Origin of the sequence: Novosphingobium sp. 32-60-15 (genome assembly GCF_002280675.1) — a bacterium.
Lineage (GTDB): Bacteria > Pseudomonadota > Alphaproteobacteria > Sphingomonadales > Sphingomonadaceae > Novosphingobium.
Genome location: NZ_NCEN01000004.1, coordinates 288,784 through 315,611, shown reverse-complemented (window position 1 = coordinate 315,611; position 26,828 = coordinate 288,784). Strand labels below are relative to the sequence as shown.

At 57.5% G+C, this 26,828-nt stretch carries 19 protein-coding genes; 9 read left to right on the top strand and 10 right to left on the bottom strand.

The window, feature by feature from the left end:
* Positions 1-30: 30 nt before the first annotated feature.
* The 7 genes from glgX to B7Y89_RS05415 all read right to left on the bottom strand — a co-directional run bounded on the left by glgX (position 31) and on the right by B7Y89_RS05415 (position 13,169).
* On the bottom strand, positions 31-1,797 hold the full coding sequence (gene glgX / locus B7Y89_RS05445; RefSeq protein WP_292936480.1) for a glycogen debranching protein GlgX: 1,767 nt from the start codon (positions 1,795-1,797) through the stop codon (positions 31-33).
* Positions 1,794-3,422 (bottom strand): alpha-D-glucose phosphate-specific phosphoglucomutase, encoded by a 1,629-nt coding sequence (locus tag B7Y89_RS05440; RefSeq protein ID WP_292936478.1) that lies wholly within the window; start codon positions 3,420-3,422, stop codon positions 1,794-1,796. Before B7Y89_RS05440 ends, glgX begins: the two co-directional genes overlap by 4 nt.
* Positions 3,419-4,876: a glycogen synthase GlgA gene (glgA, locus tag B7Y89_RS05435; protein WP_292936476.1), complete on the bottom strand. Its 1,458-nt coding sequence runs from the start codon at positions 4,874-4,876 to the stop codon at positions 3,419-3,421. Before glgA ends, B7Y89_RS05440 begins: the two co-directional genes overlap by 4 nt.
* Positions 4,873-6,132 carry a glucose-1-phosphate adenylyltransferase gene (gene glgC / locus B7Y89_RS05430; RefSeq protein ID WP_292936475.1) on the bottom strand — a complete coding sequence of 420 codons (1,260 nt, stop codon included), beginning with the start codon at positions 6,130-6,132 and terminating at the stop codon, positions 4,873-4,875. Before glgC ends, glgA begins: the two co-directional genes overlap by 4 nt.
* 17 nt (positions 6,133-6,149) lie before the next feature.
* Positions 6,150-8,315, bottom strand: a complete 2,166-nt coding sequence (gene glgB / locus B7Y89_RS05425) for a 1,4-alpha-glucan branching protein GlgB (protein ID WP_292936473.1) — start codon at positions 8,313-8,315, stop codon at positions 6,150-6,152.
* An 8-nt stretch (positions 8,316-8,323) separates the two neighbouring features.
* Complete coding sequence (locus B7Y89_RS05420; RefSeq protein WP_292936471.1) at positions 8,324-10,735, bottom strand: glycogen/starch/alpha-glucan phosphorylase; 2,412 nt, start codon at positions 10,733-10,735, stop codon at positions 8,324-8,326.
* 382 nt (positions 10,736-11,117) lie between these two features.
* The gene (locus B7Y89_RS05415; RefSeq protein WP_292936469.1) at positions 11,118-13,169 is read right to left on the bottom strand and encodes a TonB-dependent receptor; all 2,052 of its coding nucleotides are present in this window, start codon (positions 13,167-13,169) and stop codon (positions 11,118-11,120) included.
* Positions 13,170-13,432: 263 nt separating this feature from the next.
* Here B7Y89_RS05415 and B7Y89_RS05410 point away from each other — a divergent pair, with 263 nt between their 5' ends.
* The 7 genes from B7Y89_RS05410 to B7Y89_RS05380 all read left to right on the top strand — a co-directional run bounded on the left by B7Y89_RS05410 (position 13,433) and on the right by B7Y89_RS05380 (position 21,474).
* Positions 13,433-13,636 carry a hypothetical protein gene (locus B7Y89_RS05410; RefSeq protein WP_292936467.1) on the top strand — a complete coding sequence of 68 codons (204 nt, stop codon included), beginning with the start codon at positions 13,433-13,435 and terminating at the stop codon, positions 13,634-13,636.
* A 171-nt stretch (positions 13,637-13,807) separates the two neighbouring features.
* Entirely contained in the window at positions 13,808-15,469 is a 1,662-nt protein-coding gene (locus B7Y89_RS05405) for an ATP-binding protein (RefSeq protein WP_292936465.1), read from the top strand.
* Position 15,470: 1 nt separating this feature from the next.
* The gene (locus tag B7Y89_RS05400) at positions 15,471-16,394 is read left to right on the top strand and encodes a DNA-binding response regulator (protein ID WP_292936463.1); all 924 of its coding nucleotides are present in this window, start codon (positions 15,471-15,473) and stop codon (positions 16,392-16,394) included.
* Between the two features lie 364 nt (positions 16,395-16,758).
* A complete protein-coding gene (locus B7Y89_RS05395) occupies positions 16,759-18,159 on the top strand; it encodes an aldehyde dehydrogenase (protein WP_292936461.1) in 1,401 nt (466 codons plus the stop codon).
* 22 nt (positions 18,160-18,181) lie between these two features.
* On the top strand, positions 18,182-19,033 hold the full coding sequence (locus tag B7Y89_RS05390; protein ID WP_292936459.1) for a p-hydroxycinnamoyl CoA hydratase/lyase: 852 nt from the start codon (positions 18,182-18,184) through the stop codon (positions 19,031-19,033).
* Between the two features lie 226 nt (positions 19,034-19,259).
* Positions 19,260-20,873 carry an NAD(P)/FAD-dependent oxidoreductase gene (locus B7Y89_RS05385; protein ID WP_292936457.1) on the top strand — a complete coding sequence of 538 codons (1,614 nt, stop codon included), beginning with the start codon at positions 19,260-19,262 and terminating at the stop codon, positions 20,871-20,873.
* 70 nt (positions 20,874-20,943) lie between these two features.
* The gene (locus tag B7Y89_RS05380) at positions 20,944-21,474 is read left to right on the top strand and encodes a DsrE family protein (RefSeq protein WP_292936455.1); all 531 of its coding nucleotides are present in this window, start codon (positions 20,944-20,946) and stop codon (positions 21,472-21,474) included.
* A gap of 10 nt (positions 21,475-21,484) precedes the next feature.
* On the opposite strand, the gene ald is transcribed toward B7Y89_RS05380, so the two are convergent.
* Positions 21,485-22,600 (bottom strand): alanine dehydrogenase, encoded by a 1,116-nt coding sequence (gene ald / locus B7Y89_RS05375; protein WP_292936453.1) that lies wholly within the window; start codon positions 22,598-22,600, stop codon positions 21,485-21,487.
* A 144-nt stretch (positions 22,601-22,744) separates the two neighbouring features.
* On the opposite strand from ald, the gene B7Y89_RS05370 reads away from it, so the two are divergent.
* Positions 22,745-23,215, top strand: a complete 471-nt coding sequence (locus B7Y89_RS05370) for an Lrp/AsnC family transcriptional regulator (RefSeq protein ID WP_292936451.1) — start codon at positions 22,745-22,747, stop codon at positions 23,213-23,215.
* Between the two features lie 237 nt (positions 23,216-23,452).
* On the top strand, positions 23,453-25,021 hold the full coding sequence (locus B7Y89_RS05365; protein ID WP_292936450.1) for a tetratricopeptide repeat-containing sulfotransferase family protein: 1,569 nt from the start codon (positions 23,453-23,455) through the stop codon (positions 25,019-25,021).
* Positions 25,022-25,283: 262 nt separating this feature from the next.
* Here B7Y89_RS05365 and B7Y89_RS05360 read toward each other — a convergent pair whose 3' ends face one another.
* A complete protein-coding gene (locus tag B7Y89_RS05360; RefSeq protein ID WP_292936449.1) occupies positions 25,284-25,889 on the bottom strand; it encodes a nucleotidyltransferase family protein in 606 nt (201 codons plus the stop codon).
* Entirely contained in the window at positions 25,841-26,818 is a 978-nt protein-coding gene (locus B7Y89_RS05355; RefSeq protein WP_292936448.1) for an XdhC family protein, read from the bottom strand. The genes B7Y89_RS05360 and B7Y89_RS05355 overlap by 49 nt, the downstream gene beginning before the upstream one ends.
* Between the last annotated feature and the right edge of the window lie 10 nt (positions 26,819-26,828).

Sequence of the window (26,828 nt, the reverse complement as noted above, 5' to 3'; positions counted from 1 at the left end):
GCTATCTGATGAGCGTTTTGCTCTTATCCGTTATGCCGGACCAGCTGTGATGCCTGCCCGGTCAACGGTGAAGGCATAGTCTGTACCTGACCATGAAAGACCTTGCATTGCAGCGTCCTGCCACTGGGCAATGCCCATACATTCGCCTTTCAAGTCCAGCCATTGTCCGTCGTCTGGAAATGCTGAAAAATGGTCAATGCGCGCATGACGCCAAGCCGATAACGCAAACGTATAGCGTTCGAGCGTTACATCGCGGCTTTCCCAATCTACCCATGTGATCGCATTGTCCTGCGCATAGGCATTGTTGTTTCCGCGTTGGCTGCGCCCGAATTCGTCACCTGCCGTCAGCATGATCGTGCCGGTCGATACAAACAGCGTGCCCAGCATCGCCCGGGCATAGGCAGCGCGCACGTCGAGGACTTTAGCGTTGTCTGTTTTGCCCTCTACGCCGTTGTTCCAACTGAAGTTTTCTCCATGGCCATCGCGGTTGTCTTCGCCGTTCGCCCAATTGTGTCGCTGCTCATAGGCGAGGCCATCTGCAAGAGTAAATCCATCATGCGCGGCAAGAAAGTTTACGGAACGACACTGCTTGCCAAATATGTCCGATGATCCGGCAATCCGAGTCGCCAGCAGGTCTATGCCTGCCTCACCCTTCCAGAATCTGCGTACATCATCACGGAATCTATCATTCCATTCCAGCCAGTCAGGCGGGAAATTTCCGAGCTGATATCCGCCCGGCCCAATATCCCAAGGTTCAGCGATGAGTACCCGATCCGCCAACCACGGGTCTGCCGCAATCTCGGCAAAAATCGGCGCATCAGTTGAAAAGCCCGGACTGCGCGCAAGGATTGGGGCCAGATCAAACCTGTATCCGTCAATGCCGCAATGCTTTACGAAGTGTCGCAAGCTGTCCAGCGCCAGCGTTCGCACCGCTAGATTTCCAAAATCCAGTGTATTGCCGCAACCGGTATCGTTGATTAGCGACCCGTCAGGGGCCTTGGCATAAGCCGCATCATCCAACCCGCGCAGGCACAACACCGGGCCAAGCACGTCGGATTCTCCGCTGTGATTCAACACGATGTCAAGGATGACGCCAATGCCCTCGGCATGCAGAGCCGCCACAGTGTTCCGCAATTCCTTCACCCCTCCGGGGCACAGGCGCGGGTCCAATGCCATTGGTGCCACCGGATTATACCCCCACGCATTTGTGAGGCCCAGCGGGGGCAAGTGCCGTTCGTCTATCCACGCAATAATCGGCATCAGTTCGATGGCCGAAACGTGCAAGGACTTTAGATGTCTGATTATTGCGGGTTGCGCTAACGCTGCGACGGTCCCCTGCAGCGCCGTTGGCACTTCGGGATGCAGGATCGTAAAACCGCGCACGTTAACTTCATAGATCAGCCCGCCGTGTTGAAAGCAAGGGGGTTGCTGCTCTATACCTTGTGTATCAACGACAATGGCCTTCGGAACAATCTCCGCAGTATCAACGCCATAGGCGGCTAACTTGACATCAAATCGGAAGCGCTGGTCCAGCTCTATCGCATAAGGATCAACCAGCAGTTTGGCGCGATCGAACCATAGTCCGGCTTCAGGGTTCCATTCTCCCGATGCCCGATAGCCGTAGCGCGCACCGGTCAGGTCCCGATCAACCAGCACTGTCCAGACACCTTCTGAACATGCCATCGCAATCTGACGCTCTGTTTCGCCTTCAAACAGACACAGCGTAACAGCATCTGCGCGCGGCGCTCGGACAGTGAAGCAGGTCTTCCCGTCCGCAACCGCTACGCCCATGGTCATGTCACAACATCAGGTGCCGTACGGCCAGTGTGGCGGACAATTCCGGCAATGCCATCGGCTGCGCTGATCAGGCCTGCCAACATAGCGGGCGTTTCACGATCAAGATCGCCACCAGCAGGCTCATACCGTTCCAGATAGACCCGCAGAGTCGCACCTTCGGTACCGGTGCCCGAAAGGCGGAATACCACGCGCGACCCGCCTTCGAACAATACGCGGACGCCCTGGTTCTTGCTGGCCGAACCATCCACGGGATCTAGATAGGAAAAGTTGTCTGCCGTCGAAACTGTCAATGATCCGAAAGCCTTACCCGGCAAAGCTGCAAGGTTCTGGCTAAGTTCAGCCATCAGCGCATCGGCGTTTTCGGTTGGCAGAGCTTCGTAATCGTGGCGGGCATAATAATTGCGCCCGAATTTTGCCCAATGCTCACGCGCCAGTTGGTCAACGCTGATCTTGCGCATGGCCAGAATGTTCAGCCACAGCAGCACCGCCCACAGGCCGTCCTTCTCACGCACATGGTCGCTACCGGTGCCTGCGCTTTCCTCGCCGCAGATCGTCGCCATGCCCGCGTCGAGCAGATTTCCGAAGAATTTCCAGCCAGTTGGCGTTTCGTAACAGGGAAGCCCGAGCGCCTCGGCCACGCGATCCGCCGCCGCACTGGTCGGCATCGACCGAGCGATGCCTTTCAGCCCGCCTGCATAACCCGGTGCAAGGTGAGCGTTGGCGGCCAGCATCGCAAGGCTATCGGATGGCGTGATGAAGCGGTTCTTGCCGACAATCAGATTGCGGTCACCGTCTCCATCAGATGCCGCGCCAAAATCAGGTGCATTCGGCCCGAACATTGTCTCGAACAATTCGTGTGCATGGACCATGTTGGGGTCCGGATGGTGCCCGCCAAAATCTTCCAGCGGCACGCCGTTGCGCACTGTGCCCTTGGAGAACCCCAATCGTCCTTCGAGAATGGCGGTGGCATATGGCCCGGTTACCGCGCTCATCGCGTCGAATGACATCGTGAAACCTGCCTGAACATTCGCGCGGATCGCGTTGAAATCAAACAGCGTTTCCATAAGCTCGGCATAATCGGCCACGCTATCGATAACGTCTACGGTCATCGTGCCAACGGTGCTGGTGCCGATCGTGTCCAGATCGATGTCAGGCGCATCCACGGTGAACCAGCGGTCAATCGTCAGCGTGCGGGCATAAATAGCATCAGTCACGCCTTCGGGCGCGGGGCCGCCGTTGGCGATGTTGTATTTGATCCCGAAGTCCTCATCAGGCCCACCCGGGTTGTGGCTGGCAGACAGGATCAGTCCGCCCGAAGCGCCGTATTTGCGAATCACGTGGCTGGCAGCAGGCGTTGAAAGAATGCCGCCCTGGCCCACCAGTACGCGCGCATACCCATTGGCAGCGGCAAGGCGGATGGTCTGCTGGATCACTTCGCGGTTGTGATAGCGCCCGTCACCGCCCAGAACGAGCGTCGACCTTTCGGCGCGCTCCACCACATCGAACACCGATTGCACAAAGTTTTCGGCGTATCCTGTCTGCTGGAAGACTTTGACCTTCTTGCGCAATCCCGATGTCCCGGGTTTTTGGCCTGAATAGGGCTTCGTCGCAACAGTCCGGATCATCGTGCCTCCGCAATCAGTTTGGCGTAGAGATTCGCATAGGCTTTGCCCGAACGGCTCCACGAAAAATCGGTTTTCATTCCAGCGCGTTGGATGCCACGCCATGTGTCGTGCTGCCAGAAGAGTGTTACGGCACGGCTAACGGCGTCAGCCAGACTGGCGTAATTCACCCCGTTGAACTGTACACCCGTGGCAACACCGCCCATGATTGCGGCAAGATTGGCATCGATCACGGTATCAGCCAGCCCGCCGGTGCGCGCCACAACCGGCACACAGCCATAGGCAAGGCCATAAAGCTGGGTCAGCCCGCAAGGTTCAAACCGGCTCGGCACAAGGATCGCATCGCCGCCTCCCTGCATCCGGTGCGAAAGCGCCTCGTCATACCCGATGCGCACGCCGATCTTTCCGGGATGGCGCATGGCTGCGGCGTGGAACGCATTTTCCATCGCCTTGTCGCCCGACCCCAACAGGGCGAGCCGACCACCGATCCCGACAAGGTGGTCGATCACTTCGAGCAGGACGTCCATGCCCTTTTGCCATGTCAGCCGCGTAATCACGACAAACAGTGGCCCGTCGCCGGATTCGAGGCCAAACTCGGCCTCAAGTGCGCCCTTGTTGGCTTGGCGTTTGGCAAGTGCTCTGGCGTTAAAGCGTGAAGCCAGCGCAGGGTCGGTCTCCGGATTCCACTGTGCTGTGTCTATGCCATTGACGATGCCCGAAACCTTTTCGCCCCGGCTCAGGATCAACCCTTCAAGACCCATGCCGAACTCCGCAGTGCGGATCTCGCGCGCATAAGTGGGGCTGACGGTGGTAATCGCGCTGGCAGCTTCAAGGCCCGCCTTGAGGAAACCGACGCCACCGTGGTATTCCACGCCATCCAGCGACCAGGCCTGCGATGGCAGACCAAGCGCGGGAAATTTGTCGGCGCCATAAAAGCCCTGAAACGCCATGTTGTGGATCGTCATGACCGAGGGCAGGGGCTTGGTTCCTTCGGGCGGGGCAAATCGCATATAGGCAAGCGCCATTGCCGCCTGCCAATCGTGCGCGTGGACTGCGTCGAAACGTCTGGCCTTGATCATTCCGCCCGCGACGTCTGCCGCTGCACGTCCAAACGCCGCGAAACGCCGCCAATTGTCCACCCAATCGCGCCCGTCAGCATCGCTATAAGGCCCGCCATCGCGCTGGTAATAGGCGGGCGCATCGACAACCAGCAGCGGGTGGCCGTTAATTTTCGCGCCCAGAAGACGTGCCTTTTCGCCCAGCAGCGAATCCCATGTATGCAAGGCGCGCGGACGAACCAGTGCTTTCATCACTGCCGGATACCCCGGCAATAATGTCGTCATTTCAACGCCATGCGGCGCAACAGCAGATGGCAAAGCGCCAGCCACATCGGCCAGTCCGCCGGTCTTGACCAGCGGCACAGCCTCCGAGGCAACGGACAGGACCTTGATCGTCATGCGAGTTGGTCGATCATCCGCTTGGTAATCAGGCACACTCCGCTTTCAGTGCGTTGAAAACGCTGCGCATCCAGCACCGGATCTTCGCCAACCACCAGTCCTTCGGGAATGCGTACGCCGGAATCAAGGATCACGCGGGACAGCCGCGCCCCGCGTCCAATGTTGCAATACGGCAGGATCACTGCCTCTTCACAAGACGAGAATGAACCCATTTTTACGCCTGTAAACAACAGGCTCCGACGCGCCGTAGCACCCGAAACAATGCAATCCTGGCTGATCAGCGATGAAATCGCCATGCCGCGCCTGCCATCCTGATCATGCACGAACTTGGCAGGTGCAGCGATGATCTGGTCGGTCCAGATCGGCCAGTCACGGTCATACATGTTGAGCTTTGGCACAACATCGGTGAGATCGAGATTGGCTTCAAAATAGGCGTCCAGTGTGCCGACATCGCGCCAGTATTCTTCAATTTCTTCAGCAGCGCGAATGCAACTGGCGGTGAAACGGTGCGCTACCGCTTTGCCGTTGTTGACGATGTAGGGAATGATATCATTGCCGAAATCGCGGCTCGAATTGGGGTCTGCGGCATCCTTGCGCAGGATATCAAACAGGAACTTCGTGTCGAAAACATAGATGCCCATCGATGCCAGCGCCATGCCTTCATTGCCGGGGATTCCCGGCGGGTTGGCAGGCTTTTCGACAAAGGCTGTGATTGTGTCAGAGGTGTCAACGGCCATGACGCCAAAGCCGGTCGCCTCGGCGCGCGGGACGACCAGACAGCCGATGGTAACATCCGCGCCGCTTTCCACATGCTGGCGCAGCATCAGTTCGTAATCCATCTTGTAGATGTGATCGCCCGCCAGAATAACCATATATTTCGGTGCATTGGCTGCGATGATATCGATGTTCTGGTAGACCGCATCCGCCGTGCCTTCATACCACTGATGCTCGGACACGCGCTGGGATGCAGGCAGAATATCGAAGCTTTCGTTGCGTTCAGGGCGCATGAAATTCCACGCGCGCTGCATGTGCCGGATCAGCGAATGCGCCTTGTACTGCGTGGCGACACCGATGCGGCGGATGCCCGAATTGATCGCGTTCGACAGTGCGAAATCGATGATCCGTGATTTGCCGCCGAAATAGACCGCAGGTTTGGCGCGGTTGTCGGTTAATTCCTTCAACCTGCTGCCGCGCCCGCCTGCAAGGACATAGGCCATCGCATCACGCGCGAGCGGCTGTGAGTAAGTTTCCCGCATCCCCTGTTCTCCGTCTCTTATTCTTCGAATTCAAGCATCAGTGTGGCTAACGGTGGCAAAACGACATAGGCCGCGCCGTCCTGTGCGATGACTTGCCCGAGATTGCCAATTCCGCTGCCGCCATAATCCTGCGCATCGCTGTTCAGCACTTCGCGCCACGCGCCATCGTGCGGCAATGGCAGGCGATAGTGATCATGGACTTGCGGGGTCATATTGCAAATCACCACAATCGGCTTTGCGTCGGGTGCCTTGCGGACCCACGCAAAAACAGATGCTTGTGCATCATCAACTACCAGCCACTCGAACCCTTCCGGCTCGCAATCGCGGGCGTGCAGGGCAGGGCGGGCGGAATAGATGCGGTTGAGATCACGCACCCAACGCCGAACTCCTTCATGGGCGGGGGCACCCAGCAAGTCCCAATCAAGCGAACGCGCTTCGCTCCATTCGCGGCGTTGGGCAAACTCCTGCCCCATGAACAGCAGTTTTTTGCCGGGATAGCCCCACATCAACCCGTAATAGGCGCGCAAGTTGGCAAACTTCTGCCAATCATCGCCGCTCATTTTCGTCAACAAACTGCCCTTGCCGTGGACGACTTCATCATGGCTGATCGGGAGGACGAAATTCTCGGAAAACGCGTATGTCAGCCCGAAGGTGATTTCGTTGTGGTGATAGCTGCGGTGAATGGCGTCGCGCGCCATATATTGCAGCGTATCGTGCATGAAACCCATGTTCCATTTGAAGCCGAAGCCCAAATGCTCGCGCGGGGCTTCATCGAATGCAGGCTTGCTGACGCCCGGCCAAGACGTTGATTCTTCGGCAATTGTCAGGAAACCGGGATGGCTGGCATAGACCGCTCGGTTCATCTTTTGCAGGAAAGCCACAGCCTCCCAGTTCTCGCGCCCGCCTTCATCATTGGCGATCCATTCGCCCGCCTTGCGCGAATAGTCACGGTACAGCATCGAGGCGACAGCATCGACGCGCAAGCCATCAACATGATAGCGCTCGGCCCAGAACAGCGCGTTATTCACAAGGAAACTGACGACTTCATTGCGCCCGAAGTTGTAGATCAGCGTGTTCCAATCGGGGTGGAAGCCAAGGCGCGGGTCTTCATGTTCATAGAGCGCGGTTCCATCAAATTTGACGAGGCCGTGTTCGTCGGTCGGGAAGTGGGCGGGCACCCAATCAATCAGGACAGAAACGCCCGCACGATGCGCGCCATCAACAAAGCGGGCAAAGCCTTCCGGCGGGCCAAAGCGGGCAGACGGGGCGTAAAGGCCGGTTGTCTGATACCCCCAACTCGGGTCATAGGGGTGTTCGGAAACGGGCAGAAATTCGATGTGCGTAAAGCCCATCTCGGTAACGTAGGGGATTAGCCGTTCAGCCAGTTCATCCCATGTGTAAAAGCCCTCATCATGGGGCTTTTGCCATGATCCGGGGTGAACTTCATAGATCGACATGGGCTGGCGGCGCGCATCAACGCTGGCCCAATGATCGCGGTGGCCCTGATCGCCCCAATCGAGCTTTACCGGATGCGCCGTGATCGAAGCGGTGCTTGGCCTGAACTCTGACGCCAGCGCGAAAGGATCGGCCTTCAGCGGCATGACAGTACCATCAGCGGCAACCACGCGATACTTGTAGGTCCGGTGTTCGCCGATTTCCGGAATGAACACTTCCCACACGCCAATGTCCACACGTCGGCGCATCGGGTGGCGGCGATGGTCCCAATCGTTGAAATCTCCCACCACGCTGACAAGGCTGGCGTTGGGCGCCCAGACGGCAAAGTGAACGCCGCTTGCGCCCTCATGCTCGATCAGATGTGCGCCCATCTTGTCGAACAGGCGCAGATGGGTGCCCTCGGCAATCAGGAAATCATCCATCGGGCCAAAGACCGGCCCAAAAGTATAGGGATCAGTCACCAGCCATTCGTGATCGCCCGCCTTGCAGGCATAGCGCACAGGTTGGCGCGGTCCGCTGACTTTGCCTTCAAACAGTCCGCGCCCGTCAACGCGGGCCAGTCCACCAAGATGCTCACCCGACAGCGACCACGCAACCGCCGTTTCCGCTCCGGGCAAAACAGCCCGCGCAAAAGCGCCTTCGGGACCTTCATGGATACCCAGCAACGAGAAAGGATCGGCGTGCGTCCCGTCTAAAAGAGCTTCGATGGCGCTCGCCGATGGTTTCATTCCGGTTTTCAGACCCCCCAGATATCGCGGGCATATTCGCCGATCGTGCGATCAGACGAAAACCAGCCTACGTTGGCAATGTTGCGGATTGCAGAAGCGCGCCAACCCGCCTGATTTTCCCAACGCTTGTCGATATTGCGCTGTGCGGTGTGGTAACTGTCAAAATCGGCGGCAACCATGAACCAGTCGTGGTCATAAATGCCGCCCATTAGGTCCTTATAGCGGTCAGGATCATCGGGCGAGAACACGCCGGTGGCGATAGCGGCGATAGCCTGTTGCAATTCACGCGAATTTTCAATGACTTCACGCGGGTTATAGCCATTGGCGCGCTGAGCCTCAACCTCGTCGGCGGTCAGGCCGAAGATTTCGATATTCGCATCGCCCACATGGTCCTTGATCTCGATGTTCGCGCCATCCAGGGTGCCGATAGTCAGCGCGCCGTTCAAAGCAAACTTCATGTTGCCGGTGCCCGAAGCTTCCATGCCCGCGGTCGAGATTTGTTCTGACAAGTCTGCTGCGGGGATGATCCGCTCGGCAAGGCTTACGTTGTAATTCGGCACGAACACAACCTTTAGCAGTCCGCCAACCGATGGATCGGCATTGACCCTGCGCGCAATGTCGTTCGACAGTTTGATGATCAATTTGGCGTTGTGATAACTCGATGCGGCCTTTCCACCAAAAATCTTCACACGCGGCACCCAATCACGTTCCGGATGGCTGCGGATCTGATCGTAAAGTGCAACCGTCTCGATCAAGTTCAGCAACTGGCGCTTGTATTCGTGGATGCGCTTGATCTGCACGTCGAACAGCGCATCGGGATCAAGGCGAATGCCGGTCAGGTCTTTGAGATGCTTGGCCAACGCAACCTTGTTAGACCGCTTCACTTCGGCAATGCGTTCACCCAAAGATGCGTCATCGGCCAAGGCATTAAGTTCGACCAACTTGGCAGTGTCATCAAGGAAGCCATCGCCAATCGCGTCTTTCAACACAGAAGTCAGGCCGGGATTGCATTGCTGCAGCCAGCGGCGCGGCGTGACGCCGTTCGTCTTGTTGTTGATGCGTTGCGGATAAAGCTTGTGCAGGTCTGAAAAGACGGTGGACTTCATCAGGTCGGTGTGCAGCGCGGCCACGCCATTGACACTGTGTGCGCCAGTAAATGCAAGGTTGGCCATGCGCACACGGCGTTCGCCACCTTCGTCAATTAGGCTGATCGCAGAGATTGCCCGGTCATCCATACCAGCCTTGCGCGCTTCACGCAGAACGCGGCTGTTGATCGCGTAAACGATTTGCATGTGGCGCGGCAGTAGGCGTTCAAACAATGGCAGCGGCCATGATTCCAGTGCTTCGGGCAGCAGCGTGTGGTTGGTATAACCAACGGTCGCCTTGGTCACTTCCCACGCTTCGCTGAATTCAAGGCCATAGACATCGACCATCAGGCGCATCAGTTCAGCAACAGCAACGGCCGGGTGCGTATCGTTTAGCTGGATGGCGGCCTTATCAGGCAGGGTGCGGATATCTTCGTGAAGCTGCACGTGGCGGCGTACGATGTCCTGGATTGAAGCCGAGGTGAAGAAGTACTCCTGCCGTAACCGCAATTCCTGACCAGCGGGGGTTGAGTCAGCAGGATAAAGCACACGCACAAGACTGTCGGCGCGCATCTGATCGGTCAACGCGCCCAAATGATCGCCCGCATTGAACGCATCAAGTTTCAACGGATCGAACGAATGGGCTGTCCACAAACGCAGCGTATTCACGCGTTTTCCGCGCCAGCCAACGACCGGCGTATCCACTGCGCTGGCTTCCACCTTTTCCGCCGGACGCCATTCCACGCCATCGCCAACGTCAACCACTTCTCCGCCAAAGCCGATAATATAGGCGCTTTCGCGACGGTCAAATTCCCAAGGGTTGCCATGACTCAGCCATGTTTCGGGCAGTTCGACCTGCCAGCCATCGTCAATCCTCTGGCGGAACATACCGTTCACATAGCGGATGCCATAGCCGTAAGCCGGGATATCAAGGCTGGCGAGGCTTTCCATGAAGCAGGCAGCAAGGCGGCCAAGCCCACCGTTGCCCAGCGCCGCATCAGGCTCAAGGTCCTCAAGCGCTGCAAGATCGAACCCGTGTTCGCGCAGGGCCTTTTCCATGTCCCGCGTCAGGCCCATGTTCGACAGCGCATCGCGTAATAACCGACCGATCAAGAATTCAAGGCTGAGGTAATAGACCCGCTTGGCACCTTCGGCATATGTCTTGCGGGTGGATTCCATCCATCGGTCAATGATGGCATCGCGCAATGTCAGCACGGTTGCGGTGTACCAGTCATGCGGTTTGGCGGCGCGTTCATCCTTGCCCACGCGATGACGCAGTACATCAAGGATTTGCGCGTCAATCTGCGCAGCCTTGGAATTGATGTCGAGGCTCATGGTACACGTCCCACCCTGTTGCTTCCGTCGCAAAGGCGGGCAATGCCACCTGCGAACCGGAACCCTTTGCACCGGCCTTTCATCGCCATCTGCCCGCACTTGTAACGGAATGACGCGTGGTCGCTCCTTGCGATGCCGGACGGCGTTTCATCAAACCCCCTGAGTATTTGGTATGACAGTGCGCGCGCCGACGGCAAGCGGCGAATTGGGCGCGACGCAAAATTTCCTGAAAGGAAATCAGCGATAGTGGCGCAGGCTACCCCGCAACGCAGAGCTCCGCCCGGTCGAGCCAGCTGTTTAATGGTCGTTTTTGTCACACTCTCCACATGGAGCGCGATAGACAAGGTTGCTCATAAAGTCGGGGTGAATACGTCTGCGTGTATCAACGGATCTCGATGCGGATGCCTGCCCAGAACGTGCGCGGGGTGCCAATATCCATCGAACCATCCTGCAGCCGCGTAACAATCGTTTCGCCGCCCAGGTTTTCTCCGCGCAGAATCAGGCTGACCGGGCCATGCAAGGGCACTTGCGCAAAAGCATCGATGGTCGTTGCCGGCGGCAGCAGATCCGTCTCAAGATCATCTTCAAACTGGCTGCCAATATGCCGCAAAGTCAGCCCCAGCGCCCATCGTGCTGCAGGTCGATAGGACACGGTCGCAGTACCCGCCCAACGCGGAGTTTGCGCAGGGCGTTTGCCATTCAGCGAGGCCGATGCGCCAGACGCATCCATCTCGGCGTCGGTGTAGGCTAACGATCCGTCGAACGATACTTTGCCCGCCCGTACTCTTGCGCCCAACTCAATTCCGCGGGCATGAACCGCGTCAACATTCTGACGCTGACGGGTAACCGTATTGCCGCTTACGCCCAACGTGACGTTGGCAATGGCGTGCTTGATGCGATTGTCGAACGCGGTCGCGCTTAACGACACGCCGGGCAGGGGGGTGATGTCCAACCCTGCTTCAAACCCTTCAAGTTGTTCGATCCGCAACGCATCATTGCGCTGGGTGGACGTGATTGTAACGCCGCCGCCACTGCGCGGTGCAACAACGTTGAACGAGCGGTATAATTCATTGAGCGTCGGTAGCCTCAGGCCCGTATAGGCAGCGCCGCGCAACGATAGCGCGGTGGTGGCAGCAACCACCGCTCCACCGCGAAAACTGCTTTGCCATGCCTGGCGGTTTGCGAATGCAAGATTGGTCGTCGGCGTTCCGGCAGGCGTGGTTTCAATAAAGTACCCTTCACTGATGGACCAACGATCCGCCCGCGCGCCCGCAGTCAGCACCAGCCGCCCCAACGTCCAGTCATCTTCAAGGAACAGCCCAAGGTCACCAGTCTGCCCTCCCGCACGGCGCCGCGCGGTGACAAGGCCGGTAACGGCGGAGAAGGCGTCTTCAGCCATATCGCCATCGTTAAGGCGCAAATCGGCCCCAAGCCGCAGCACGTGATTGCCACCGACCGGCGGCCGCAACTCAGCTTTGCCGCCAAGCCCGGTGGATGGCGTCGCGCGTTGGTCCAGCGTCTTGCGGAAGCTCGTTGAACTGATCACGATGTTCGAGAAATTGCGCGCCTGCACATAGGCCAACACATCAAATGCCCAATTGCCCCGACCCACCAAACGCAGCGATGCATCTTGTCCGGTCGATGCAGTATCGGCTCCGGCAAACCGCAATGTGCGGCGATCCTCGAACACCAGTCCGCGCAGTTGCAGTTCAATATCGGGTGCAATGGGCGCTACCGCACGAAGGCCTGCGGACCATGAATCAAACGATGCCCGCGCACTTGCCGGCACGCGCTGATTTTCCGGCGTGGTCCAGAAACCCTTGCCGCGATCCCAACGGCCAGACAAGACAGCAAACCCTTGACCAAGGCGTGGGGCAAACGTGCCCGACGCTTCGGTTTCACCGCGATCGTTGCCAGTCAAACTCGCTTGGATAAGCCCGAGTTGATCAGCATTGGCGCTGTCGAGTTCGACCGTTCCGGCGACGGCACCTGCACCGAATGCGCCTGCTCCACCGCCGCGGGTTATGCGCGCTAAAGCCAGCCGTTCCGGCGCAATGGCGCCGAACGGGATGAATCCGAAGAACGGGTCTGCCATAGGGACGCCGTCCAAAAGCACGAGCGTTCGGCTGGTCGCATTTCCACCCAAGGCGCGCAGCGTCACACCTTGCGCCGAGGGGTTCGACGAACGGCTATCGGAACGCCGGAACTGTTGGAATCCTGCGGCAGATGAAAGGGCATCTTCGAGGCGACCTGATGCTGTTTCCAGCAGTCGATCACGGTCAATCGTCTGGGCATTATAAGCAGGTGCGGCAGGAGGCGCTTCCAGCCCTGCGCCGATGACGACGATGTCCTGAGCTTGCACAACTGCCGGCGCAGCAAGGATCAGCAATGGCAAAGGCAAAGCAAAGGTCGCAACAGGGGCGATTCGCCGCATCGAAAAACTCCATCGGGCCGCCAACGGGCGGTGAAGCGCGGCCATAGTGAAGCTGGGCTGATTCGCTAGCGTGAAAATGGTGTTGTTAAGCGCCTGTTTTAGCCGGAAAGCCTCGCGTCCTGCAAATTCAGGCTCTTTTCAATGCCACGGAGTTAAGCCCCCAAATTATGACATATGTACGGGAATGACATGCGGTAAATGACGTATCCCATGTGCTGCGCTGCAAAATATGCTGGCGCCATAAACCGAACGTGTGAGGGAATATGACTATCCAACGTCTTACTCAAGTTGAACCCACTGTGGTCAACAAGATGGCATCGGTCCTGCAAAGCCAAAAACCTGAAGTCATTCAAACCCACTTTGGGATCGGATTGAATACATGGGTCAAGCTGCGCGAAGGCAAGGCGATCCGTCATTCTGTAGCTGTGCGGTTGTTGCAACGGCTGCAACGTGACCAGGTCATCTGAGAAGCAATTTCATTCGGTCACTTGATGAAAATAGCCCAAAAGTTCAGGGCTTGAGTTACATTCGTTTGCAGTGCACAAAAGGGAAGCGCACCAATAACAACAACGGGCGCATGGGGTCTAAAAGATGGTCACTTGCGCAAAGGACCAAACAGGGTTGGTCCATGGTAACGATTGGGTCAAAGTGTGAACTTTGGCCCGATCCGCTATGTTTCCTCAGACGGGACGTTAGCCAAAGGCGAGCGTGATGCGGGCACTGCGCGCATCGCTTCCATCGCGCTGCCGACAATCTTGTTGGGCATTGTTGTTCTTATTGCATTGGGTGTGTTTTTCGCCGGGGAAAGTTGGCCAGCGCATTTGGCCATTTCTATTGGCCTGTGCCTGCTGGTTTCCGGTGGCACGATTGCCCTTCAACGCAAGATGTTTGATCCCCAAGCTGCGGAGAAAATGCAACGCGACCTTGAAGCCGCGCAATCAGCCAGTGCTGCGAAAAGCCGCTATCTTGCCAATGTAAGCCACGAAATTCGCTCGCCGCTGAATGCCATTTACGGGTACGCCCAGTTGATTGAGCAGGAAGCGGCGGTTGATCCCAAAGACGCCGCCCGCATCATTCGCCGCAGCGCTGAACACCTGACCAATCTGGTTGAGGGATTGCTGGATATTGCCTCGGTTGAACAGGGCGTCGTGCGCATTGACAGCGCCGTTGTGCGGCTTGCCCCATTGGTTGAACAAGTGGCTGAAATGTTCCGTCCACAAGCAGAGCAAAAGGGGCTCGTATTCAGGTGTGAACTGCCCGAACGTTTGCCCGAATTTGTGCGCATGGATACGCGCCGGGTTCGCCAGGTCCTGATCAATCTTGTCTCGAACGCGGTCAAGTTTACAGATCACGGCGAAGTGGTGTTGGCGCTTGGCTGGTCAGGGCAAACTGCCACTTTCGAAGTGCGCGATACAGGGCCCGGCATAAGCGAAGCGCAACAAGAGCAGGTCTTCGCACCTTACGAACGCAGCGGCGATACTCCACACAGCGGGAATGCGGGGGCGGGGCTTGGCCTCGCTATTTCCCGCGCAATTGTGCAAATGTTGGGCGGCGATTTGCAGGTGCAAAGCATCGCAGGCCAAGGGTCTTGCTTCAAATTGCGTTTGTTGATGCCGCAGGTTTCAGGCTTCGTTGAAAGCAAGGCCGGGGCTATTTTGCGCCCGACAGGCTACACCGGCGAACGCCGGTCATTGTTGCTTGTCGATGATAACCCTGATCACCTGTCTTTGTTGCGCAGCGCATTGGGGGAACTTGGGTTCGAAATCGCCCATGCCAGCGATGGGCACACCGCCTTGGCTATGGCAGAGCGCGGCCAGTTTGATGCGGTTATCCTTGATGTCAGCATGCCCGGAATATCCGGTTGGGAAACGGCGGCGCATCTGCGCGCAGTCCATGGCCGCAGCTTGGCCATATTGATGTTGTCGGCTAATGCTGATGAACGGCACGGCTTGGACGGGCAAGCTGCCAACCATGACCATTTTCTGCTCAAGCCGATAGACCTGTCAGTCCTGATCGATGTCTTGGGGCGGCTGCTCGTGCTTAACTGGATTTGGCCCAAGGCTGTCCCATCTCCGCAGTCCGGCGATGTAGCGGCCGATGCTTCGCTTTCTGACGCCGCACGGGTCCACACGGAAAAATTGAAATCGCTGTTGCGAATTGGGCATGTACGCGCAATGGAAGAAGAAATTCGAAATCTTGAGCGTGCAGACCCCAGTGCTGCCTTGCTGGTTGCGAAGCTTTACGACTGCCTTGACCGGTTTGATCTAACCGCGCTCGGGCGGACGTTGGAGGATTTGTAAGATGAGTGGCGGCAGTGCACGGCGCGATACAGTCCTCGTCGTGGACGATAAACCCGACTCCCTGCGTTTCCTCACCGATACGCTCGAAGGGGCAGGAATCACCGTGCTGGTTGCCACGTCCGGCAATTCCGCACTCGATCTTCTCGAACATGTCGTTCCAGACTTGATCCTGATGGACGCAGTGATGCCGGGCTTCGACGGCTTCGAAACGACTGCCCGCATCAAGGCGCGGCCCAACCTCGTCCATGTGCCGGTCATGTTCATGACTGGCTTGACCGAGAATGAGCATGTGATCGAAGGCTTCGAGGTTGGCGGTGTCGATTATTTGCGCAAGCCCGTAAACGTCCATGAATTGCTTGCGCGCGTGCGCGTCCACATCGGTCATGCCCGCGCCATGCAGGCAGGTGCTGCGGGCCTTGATGCCACCGGGCGCTTGATGATGGCAACTGACAACCGTGGTCTGTTGTTGTGGTGCACGCCAATGGCCGAACAGGCGATCAGCCGGGTTAGCCCGGATTGGAACCGTGAAAAGGGCGCGCTGCCCAGCATCTTGCGCGCTCCGCTTGAGCGCTTGTTAGGCAGAAGCACGACGCCACAAGGCGCTTCGGCCAAAGTCGATCAGGGCGAAAACACCCTCGAACTCGTCATTATCGCGCAATACCGCGAGAACGAGATTTTGATCCGGCTGAACGAGTTGAACCCCAAAGCAGACGTGATGAAACTCCAGCAGCGCTTGTCTCTGACCGACCGCGAGGCTGAAGTTCTGCTTTGGATAAGCTATGGCAAATCCAACGGGATGATTTCAGAAGTCCTGTTGATCAGCCCGCGCACCGTGCAAAAGCACCTTGAGCGCATTTATGAAAAGCTGGGCGTTGAAACCCGCGCAGCCGCCGCTGCCATGGCGATCAAAGTTCTGGGCGGCTAAAACCCACGCGCTGAAAATCCGTTAAGATAGCGGAACAAGTGGCACCTGCCCCAATGGGCACTGCTACAACGGCAGCGTTGCCGCACCTCAGTCTCTCCCTGCTACAGGCCAAAAAAAGGGGCCGCACCGTTGCCGGGCGGCCCTTGAAAGGTTGGGAGAGGATGCCTGAAAGGCCTGTCCTGATTGGGCGGCATATCCTTTTTGTGCAAGTGCGAAATGCATCAGAATTGTTGCATAAAATGCAACTACCGTCGCGGGCAGTCGCAAACTCCTGCAATCCGTGCGCATCCAATGCCGGGCCTATTCTGATGTTGCATGGCTGCTGAAGGATTGCTATAAATCATAACATAAAGGGAGAGACGCCATGTTGTTTGAACGCATCAACCCGATGACCGGAGCGGTTGCTTCGCAAGCAGAAGCAATGACCGCGGCAGATATTCCAGCGATAACCGCCCGCGCAGCGGCGGCATTTCCAGCTTGGGCCGCAATGGGACCCAATGCCCGCCGCGCCGTCCTGATGAAAGCTGCGACCGCACTTGAAGCCCGCACTGATGCATTCGTCGAAGCGATGATGGGCGAAATCGGCGCAACCAAAGGCTGGGCGCTATTCAACCTTGGTCTCGCAGCATCGATGGTTCGCGAAGCTGCCGCACTCACGACCCAGATTTCGGGCGAAGTGATCCCGTCTGACAAGCCCGGCTGCGTGGCCATGGCATTGCGTGAACCTGTTGGCGTAATTCTCGGTATCGCCCCTTGGAACGCCCCCATCATTCTGGGTGTACGCGCAATTGCCGTGCCACTCGCCTGCGGCAACGCAGTGATTCTCAAGGCATCGGAACAATGCCCGCGGACGCATTCTCTGATCATTGAGGCTTTTGCCGACGCAGGCTTTCCTGACGGCGTGGTCAATGTCGTAACCAATGCACCGGCTGACGCGCCAGAGGTTGTTGGCGCATTGATTGACGCACGGCCTGTTAAGCGCATCAACTTCACCGGATCCACTGCCGTTGGCAAGATCATTGCCAAGCGCGCGGCCGAACATCTCAAGCCTTGCTTGCTGGAACTGGGCGGCAAAGCACCGCTTATCGTGCTCGAAGATGCCGATCTGGACGAAGCGGTGAAAGCCGCCGCATTCGGTGCGTTCATGAACCAAGGCCAGATATGCATGTCGACTGAGCGGATTATTGTGGTCGAATCCGTCGCTGCCGACTTTGCAGCCCGCTTTAAGGCTAAGGTCGCGACCATGGCCGTCGGCGATCCGCGTGAAGGCAAGACGCCACTGGGCGCTGTGGTCGATGCCAAAACCGTTGCCCATTGCCAAAGCCTGATCGCCGATGCCGTTGCCCATGGCGCGCAATTGCTGACCGGCGGAGAAACGACCCACAATGTGCTTATGCCAGCCCACGTTGTTGATGGCGTTACGCAAGACATGAAGCTGTTCCGTGATGAAAGCTTCGGTCCTGTCGTGGGGATAATCCACGCGCGCGATGAAGCCCATGCCATCGAATTGGCCAACGATAGCGAATATGGCCTGTCTGCCGCCGTATTCACCCGCGATACCGCCCGTGGCCTGCGCGTTGCCCGCCAGATCCATTCCGGTATTTGCCACGTCAACGGTCCAACCGTGCATGACGAAGCGCAAATGCCTTTCGGCGGTACAGGCGCGTCCGGCTACGGTCGTTTCGGCGGCAAGGCTGGCATCGACAGCTTCACCGAACTGCGCTGGATCACCATGGAAACACAGCCCGGCCACTTCCCCATCTAAGATTATCCCGAGAGGACAAACCATGACCGAACAGAAAATTGAACGCGCAGAAGAAGATACCGTTGCCTTCACTGTCGAAAACGGCATCGCTTGGGTAAAATTCAACCGCCCGGAAAAGCGCAACTGCATGAGCCCGAAGCTCAACCGGCAAATGGGCAAAGTGATTGCCGACCTTGAATTCCGCGATGACGTAAAGGTCCTCGTGCTTTCGGGCGAGGGTGAAGCCTGGTCAGCTGGTATGGACCTCAAGGAATACTTCCGCGAAACCGAAGCCGAAGGTCTTGGTGCCATTCGCAAGGCGCAGCGCGAAGCCTATTCGTGGTGGGAGCGCCTTCGCTGGTATGAAAAGCCAACCATCGCCATGATCAACGGCTGGTGCTTTGGCGGCGGCTATGGTCCGTTGTTCGCTTGCGACATCGCGATTGCTGCCGAAGACGCGCAATTTGGCCTTTCAGAAATCAACTGGGGCATTCTTCCCGGTGGCGGCGCATCCAAAGTCGTTGCCGATCTCATGCCGCTGCGCAAAGCTGTGTATCACGCGATGATGGGTGAAAACCTCTCCGGCAAGCAAGCCGAAGCGCAGGGCCTTGTTACCGAAGCGGTGCCCGCCGATCAGCTTCAGGCACGCGTTCTTGAAATCGCCGAAGCTCTGTCAAAGAAGGATGGCCATGCCTTGCGCGCCACCAAGTGGGCCGTGCGTCGCATGACCGAAATGACCTATGACAACGCCGAAGATTATCTGATCCGTGCGCAAGAAGCGCTGCACAACTTTGGCGGCGTCGAAGCGCGCAAAGAAGCAACGCGTCAATTCCTTGACGAAAAGAGCTTCAAGCCCGGTCTGGGCACGTTCGATACGAGCAAGATCAAGCGCTAATTCTCCAATTGGTGCAGGCATCTCAAGCCCCGGTCGCGCAAGTGGCCGGGGCTTTCGCATTTGCGGATGGCCTAAAAAAGCGGTTGCAAGCGCGCATGTCTCCGGCCAGCTTGGCGCACATAAGAACTGTTTGAATGAGCAAGAATTTGCACGCTGCCCATTTGCAGCCAACCCGCCGTGACCTATCACCACAATCTGGAAACTGTTCTGGCCAAGTGAAAACGCTGTGACCAATCGCTATGACGCGCTGATTATCGGCGGTGGCCACAACGGCCTTGTATGCGCCTTCTACCTGGCCAAAGCGGGGATGAAGGTGCGTGTGCTGGAACGGCGCGATATTGTTGGTGGCGCGGCAGTCACCGAGGAGTTCCATCCCGGTTTCCGCAATTCGACCGCCAGCTACACGGTCAGTCTGCTTCGGCCCAAAGTCATCGCAGACATGGCGCTTCACGATTACGGCTATCGCGTGATCGAACGCACAATCAGCAACTTCTTTCCATTCGAAAACACGTACCTCAAACTGGGAGGAGGTCCGGGGCGCAGCGAGGCCGAGTTCGCGCGTTTTTCCCGAAAAGACGCTGCGGCTTATCCCGCATATGACGCTGCACTGGAAAAAATGGCGAATGTTTTGCGCGATCTTGCATTGCAATGTCCGCCCAACATCGGCGGCGGTATACGTTCGTTATTTGCCGCGGCGCAACAGGGCTGGCCCCTGTCGCAAATGGATTTATCCACCCAGCGCGATTTGCTCGACATATTCACCAAATCCGCGCGGGATTTCCTTGATGGCTGGTTCGAAGACGATCACGTAAAGTCTGCTTTCGCTTTTGACGCCGTCGTTGGCAATTACGCGGGCGTTTCCACTCCCGGCTCTGCCTATGTCCTGTTGCACCATGTGTTTGGCGAGGTGAATGGCAAGCTTGGCGCGTGGGGTCATGCAGTGGGCGGCATGGGCGCAATCACACAAGCAATGGCCAAGGCTTGCACCGATTCAGGCGTAGAGATCACGCTCGAAGCACCTGTCGCCAAAGTGCTGGTCAACAATGGCAAAGCGCAGGGCGTTAAGCTGGAGGGCGGCGAAGAGCTTTTCGCTCCCATCGTTGCCGCCAACGTCGGCCCCGCGCTGCTTTATCGCCAATTGGTTGATCCCGGCGATCTGGACGAGGATTTCAGCCGCAGGATCAAGGGTTACAAGACCGGCTCGGGCACCTTCCGCATGAACGTGGCACTATCGGAATTGCCAGATTTCACCGTGTTGCCCGGCAAGACCTTGGCGGAACATCACACCGCCGGAATTATCATCGCGCCCGGCATGGATTACATGGATCAGGCGTTCATCGATGCGCAGCAGTACGGCTGGTCGAAAAAGCCGATTGTCGAAATCAAAATCCCGTCAACCGTGGACGATAGCCTCGCTCCTCCGGGCCAACACGTCGCCAGCCTGTTCTGCCAACAATTCGCGCCGCAGCTTGGCCACGGTAAAAGCTGGGACGATGTGCGCGAAGACGTAGCTGACCTGATCATCGATACCGTCACCGAGCACGCGCCAAACTTCAAAGCCAGCGTCATCGCCCGGCAGATTCACTCTCCGCTCGATCTCGAACGCAAGTTCGGTCTGATCGGCGGCGATATATTCCACGGCACAATGGGCCTGGACCAACTATGGGCCGCGCGCCCTGTGCTGGGCCACGGAGATTACCGCTCCCCCATCACAGGCCTCTATATATGCGGATCGGGCACGCATCCCGGCGGCGGCGTAACCGGCGCACCGGGCCACAACGCAGCAGCCGAAATCATCCGTGACCGTTCAATCGTATGGAAACTGCTGCATCGCAGATGATGGTGAAGCGCAAGGGGCGATCATTCGCTACATCACTACGCAGAGCAATTTTTAGAAAAGGGGAGCGGTCATGCGCGTTGCGGTTTTTGCGTTTGCGGCATTGTTAGCGTCGCCGGCGGTCGGGCAGGGGCTGTTAAAAGCTGTGCCGTCAGCCGGGATGCCGCGCGATATTGCGGGGGCTGCGGAACGGCCTGATCCCGCGCTTGCCTATCGCATCTTGTTCGATATCTCAGCCCCGCCAAGGGACAAGGCGGAGCCGCATCAAACGCTGCAACGTGCCGCCAGCATGCTCAATGCCATGGCTGCCAACGGGGTGAAGCCCAAGGCTGGTGACATCGCCATCGTGGTTCACGGCGCACCAGACACCATCTTGTTGACCGATGCGGCGCACACAAAGCGCATTGGAACGCCCAACCCGAACCGCGTGTTGCTGGAAGAATTGGCCAGTGCCGGAGTTTCCATCCGCATTTGCGGCCAATCCTATCTAGGCCACGGTTATACGCGGGAAGAATTGCATCCGGTCGTCCAACTGGACCTGATGGCCATGATCACAATCGCGAACTTCATGGCGCGCGGCTATGGCGTCGTGCGCGATAACTAATCAGTCTGCTTTAGCCCAAGACGTTTTCCACCGGAGTATAGTCATAGCCAAGCTCACGCGCCACAGCTTCATATGTGACTTTGCCTTCGTGCACGTTCAGGCCTGCAGCAAGGTTCTTGTCAGCGTGCAAGGCGGCTTGCCAGCCCATATTGGCAATGCGCAAGGCGTGGGGCAGGGTGACGTTGTTCAGCGCATACGTGCTGGTGCGCGCAACGGCTCCTGGCATATTGGCGACGCAATAATGCACCACCCCATCGACTATATAGGTCGGATCGGCATGGGTTGTCGCATGGCTGGTTTCAAAACAACCCCCTTGGTCAATCGCAACATCGACCAGCACTGAGCCCGGCTGCATTGTGCCCAACATTTCGCGCGTCACCAGCTTGGGCGCAGCAGCGCCGGGGATCAGCACCGCACCAATCACAAGGTCGGCTTCGGCAACAAGGCTTGCAAGTGCAGCCTTGCCAGAGAACAGGGTTCGTGCGCGGCCTTCAAAGTGATTGTCGAGCCGTTCGAGCACATCGGGATCGCGATCAAGGATGGTAACGTCTGCACCCATGCCAACGGCCATTTGTGCAGCATTCACGCCCACAACACCGCCGCCGATAACCACAACTTTGCCCGGTAACACCCCCGGAACGCCACCAAGCAGTACGCCACGCCCGCCATTGGCCTTTTCCAACGCCGTCGCGCCAGCCTGTATCGCCATGCGCCCGGCCACCTGGCTCATCGGTTTCAGCAAGGGGAGGGTATTGCCCGCGCCGGTCACGGTTTCATAGGCAATCGCGGTCACGCCAGACTTTACCAGATCAGCTGTCTGTTGAGGATCGGGGGCAAGGTGCAGGTACGTGTAAAGGATCTGGCCCTTGCGCAGCATCGCGCGCTCAACCGCCTGCGGTTCCTTGACCTTTGCGATCAGTTCACAACCATCAAAGACGGTTTTGGCGTCGGGCTGGATCACCGCACCCGCTGCAACGTAATCGTTATTGCTTGCACCAATGCCAGTGCCTGCGCCGGTTTCCACCCACACATCATGCCCATGAGCCACCAATTCGCGCACACTTTCGGGCGTCAGGCCAACACGGTACTCGTGGTTCTTGATCTCACGGACAGTTCCGACGCGCATGGCAATGCTCCTTGGGTTCACAAGCCTATCTCGTAACGTCAGGATATCGCATTGTTTCCGCCAGAACTTGCAAATTCTCGGCTTGGTCACATACAATTCTGGTGATATTTTCTGATATATCGTCAAAATATGGGAAAGATTGTCATGGATCGTGCAGACATTGCTTTGCTTGAAGCGCTGCAAGCCGACTCGGCGCTATCCATTGCTGAATTGGCGGAAAAGGTCGCACTATCTCCTTCGGCATGCCATCGCCGGGTCAAAGCACTTGAACAGACCGAAATTATTTCTGGCTACGGCGCGCGCCTCGATCCACGCAAGCTGGGCTTGACGGTCGAAGTCTTTGTCGAGATCACTTTGACCAGCCAAAGCCGCGAGGCGATGGACCGTTTCGAAAGCGCGGTCGACGATTTTGACGATGTTCTGGAATGCCACCTCATGTCTGGAAACGCTGATTATTTGCTGCGTGTAGCTGCGGCCGATCTGGGCCATTTTGATGCAATTCACCGTGATTGCCTTGCGCGTCTGCCGGGCGTTTCGGCCATGCGATCAAGTTTTTCGCTGCGTCGGATCAAACCAATGCGAGGTTACCCTGTCCGCCGTTTCCCCACCGCCTAATGTGGATTCGTTTGAGCGTCATTTTCGTTTTGAAATGCGTCATTAGACGTACGAATGGCAGGAGTAGGCAGGGGTAGCGTCGCAGCAACAATAAGGAATAGCGCAGTAGGCGCAGTCAGGGTGATCAGACGTGCAACATGGATCAAGTCGTCCAGAAACGGTATTGAAGCAAATGCTTCATCTGCATGATGCCTCGCTTGCCATCTTTGCAAACGCCGACACGCTTGTCGTCGCGGAATGACTGGATCTGTGCAACCCGATCTGCGCCAATTGATGGCATCAGGAGACAAGGCGCGCACCCTGCGTGAGGCTGCCCTAGCGCTCGAAAACAACCCGAAAAATCACGAAGCTGCTTTTGTGGCGGCGATCATATTCATTGAAGCTGGCAAACTCGGAGAAGCTCTGGCGCAAATTGCCTTGGCGGTTACGGAAGAGCCTGCCAATGTTGAATACCTTGCCCAGCAAGCACGCATTCTCATTACCGCGCGGCGCGAAGCAGAAGCGCTGGCTGCTGCCAAGGCTGCATCTCAACTTACCAGTTCTGACCCTTTCGTGCTTGATACGATTGGCTGTGTCTTTGCGCGCCTTGGTGCACATGAAGAGGCTTTGCCTTTGTTTGAGCGGGCCGTGGGAATTGCGCCGGATGTTCTGGACTTCCGATTCAACCTTGCCAGCACGCTTGGCTTCTTTGGCAAAGTTGATGATGCCGCCGAGCAATACGAAGCGATCATTGCGCGTAACCCCACCCATGGTCGCGCGCATCTCGGCCTTGCGGGATTAAGGCGAAAGGCAACCCCTGCGCTGGTTGACAAGATTGAAGCAGCGTTAAAGGCTGTAACCGACCCGCTCGATGCGGTGCGTCTGCACTATGCGGCTGCAGCAGCACTTGAAGATACGGGGCGGGATGGCGAAGCATTTGCGCACCTTGCCCAAGGCAATGCCGAACACAGGGCGCGCATTGACTACGACATAACCCGCGACGAAGGTTTGTTTGAAGCGCTGCGTCATACCTTTGCTCACACCTTGCCAATGATAAGCGACAGTGTGCTTCCCGACGCGCCAATTTTTGTAGTTGGATTGCCGCGTACCGGCACCACGCTGGTTGACCGGATTCTTTCATCGCATCCGCAAGTTACCTCGGCCGGGGAACTGCAAGCGATGCCGTTGGCGGTGAAGCAAATGGCAAAAACGCCTTCACGCCTTGTCCTGGATGAGCCGACCATCGCGGGCCTGTCGAGCCTTTCCGCGCAGGCATTGGGGGAACTTTATCTTGCGCGTGCCCGCCAGAATAGTGGTGCGCAAAGCATGCGGTTTGTTGATAAGTTTCCGCTCAATTTTCTCTATATCGGCTGGATCATCGAAGCTTTGCCCAATGCCAATATCGTGTGCCTCCGGCGCGGCGCGATGGATAGTGTTTGGAGCAATTACAAACACTTGTTTGCCACCGGTTCGCCCTATTACCGGTGGTCTTATGATCTGATGGATACAGCCCGTTACGTTTTGATGTTCCAGCGGATCATGGGGTTCTGGCGGCAGCGCTTTCCGGGCCGTATTCATGAGATCAGCTACGAACAATTGGTCGCAGATCAAGAGGTGCAATCACGGCGCATGTTGGCGCATTGCGGCCTTGCGTGGGATCCGGCCTGCCTTGATTTTCACCGCAACGAAGCGGCGGTTGCAACGCCCAGTGCCCAACAAGTACGACAGCCGATCAATTCTCGCGCCGTTGGACGTTGGCGAACGCATGAGCACCGGCTTGGTGAAGTGATGGAGTTTTTCGTTGCCAATGGCATCCCGCTCGATTGAGAAGCACCAAAAAATGGCCGCCAATCTCATCGGATCAGCGGCCAGGTCTTCGCAGGTAACACGGAAAAATGCTCGGCTTCGCTGCAGCAAGCCTTCTTCGTCAAAACACGGGGAAGGCCAGAGCGTCACAGGATTTTGATGGGCCAAGAGATACCGTGCTGGGCCCAACCCGCTATGGGCCGTTTGACGTATGTCGATCAGGAGTGCCCCGGTTTTGGCATCCACCCGTTGTCAGTTCCAGCGTGGCCTCATGTCTGTTGCCTTATGTGATCGGGTCCGACGCCAAAATAACGCGCGCGGCACGCAGCAGATCGTCTGGTGTATCAACATCAAGCGCCAGCGCCGGATCAAGCACAATCCTTGGCGCAACACGCAACAATGCACCTGCACCCTGGTCACCAGTCAGTTGCTGCAAGGCTGCAAAATGACGCGCTCCAAACACGGCAGGCACCATCGCCAATGCACCGACACCCGACGCCACAACATCGCCATCAAATGCAGCCAAAAGTGCTTGAAAATGTGCTGATGGGACCAGTGGCATGTCGGCCAATGCAATCAGAACTGACGTATCGTCCCGAAGCGCTGCAATCCCTGCGGCAATTGATCGCGAAAGCGGCCCATCGGCGGGGGCTAGCATCACCCGTTCGAAACCGGGAAGTTCGGGCGTCGCATCTGCACAAACGGCAATCAACCGGCTGAATGGCAGACTACCAAGGCGATCGGCAACGTGCTGTGCGAGTGGTTTTCCAGCCAATGGTGCATTCAATTTCCCGCCGCCGAACCGTGTCCCACGCCCCGCAGCAAGCATGACCAGCGCGGTCATGCAGTCGATGGCGCAGCCAACGCCTGCCCCATCCAGTGTGACCATTGCGCCAGCGTGTTAAAATCGGCCACAATCTCGCCCAAGATGGATAGTGCAAGGGTTGCAGGATCACGCGTGGCCGGGATCAACCCGATATGGCCACGAACACTGGCAATCCTTTCTGGCGAGACGCCGCACTCTTCCAGCATCGCAAGCCGCGCCGCATGCGTGCGGCGGCTGCCAATCGCACCGACATAGAATGACGGCAGGGCGAGGGCCTGCTGCAACAGAATTTCTTCCCAATCGCGCCCATGGAACAGGAATACGATTGCTGTCCAGGCATCGCTTTGCGCTATTGGCAAAGCATTCCGTGTAGCCAGCAGCGTGGCATGAATCCCTTCGCTTTTCAGCAAATTTACGGTGTTTTGATCGGGTGTCAGTGCATGAACCTCTGCACCAAAATATGCACCCAGCCGCGCAAAAGCGGCAAGGTCTTCACCTTGGCCTAGCGCGAAAATCCGCAAAGCGGGTTGATATGACTGATGCAGGCTTTGCCCGTCCCATGCGCGCGGTGTGGGTGCTGGCAAGAGCAATATGCTATCACATTCCAAGGCCAAACCTACGGCCTCGCGCTGGCCAAGCTTGTCCAAGGCAGTCCGGATTGCGCTGGCATCAGGTCGCGGCGTAAACAGCAGATCGATGCCGCCGCCGCAAGGCAAACGCACATCGATATAGGGCGATCCCAAGCCATATCGCACAACCCGGCCCCAGCCTTCGCTTAAGGTCTCCAGTGCTTCGGTTACAACCGCATCTTCGACACAGCCGCCCGAAAAAGATCCGACACGGCGCCCATCGGCGGCCACAGCCATTTGCGCACCAATGGCCCGGGAAGATCCGCCTTCTATCCCGACCAGCGTAACCAAGACCGTTTCAATATTTTCAGCGTCACATTCGACGATGAACTGCAGAATGTCAGTAGGCGTGTTAGCGATCATTGTGGCGGGG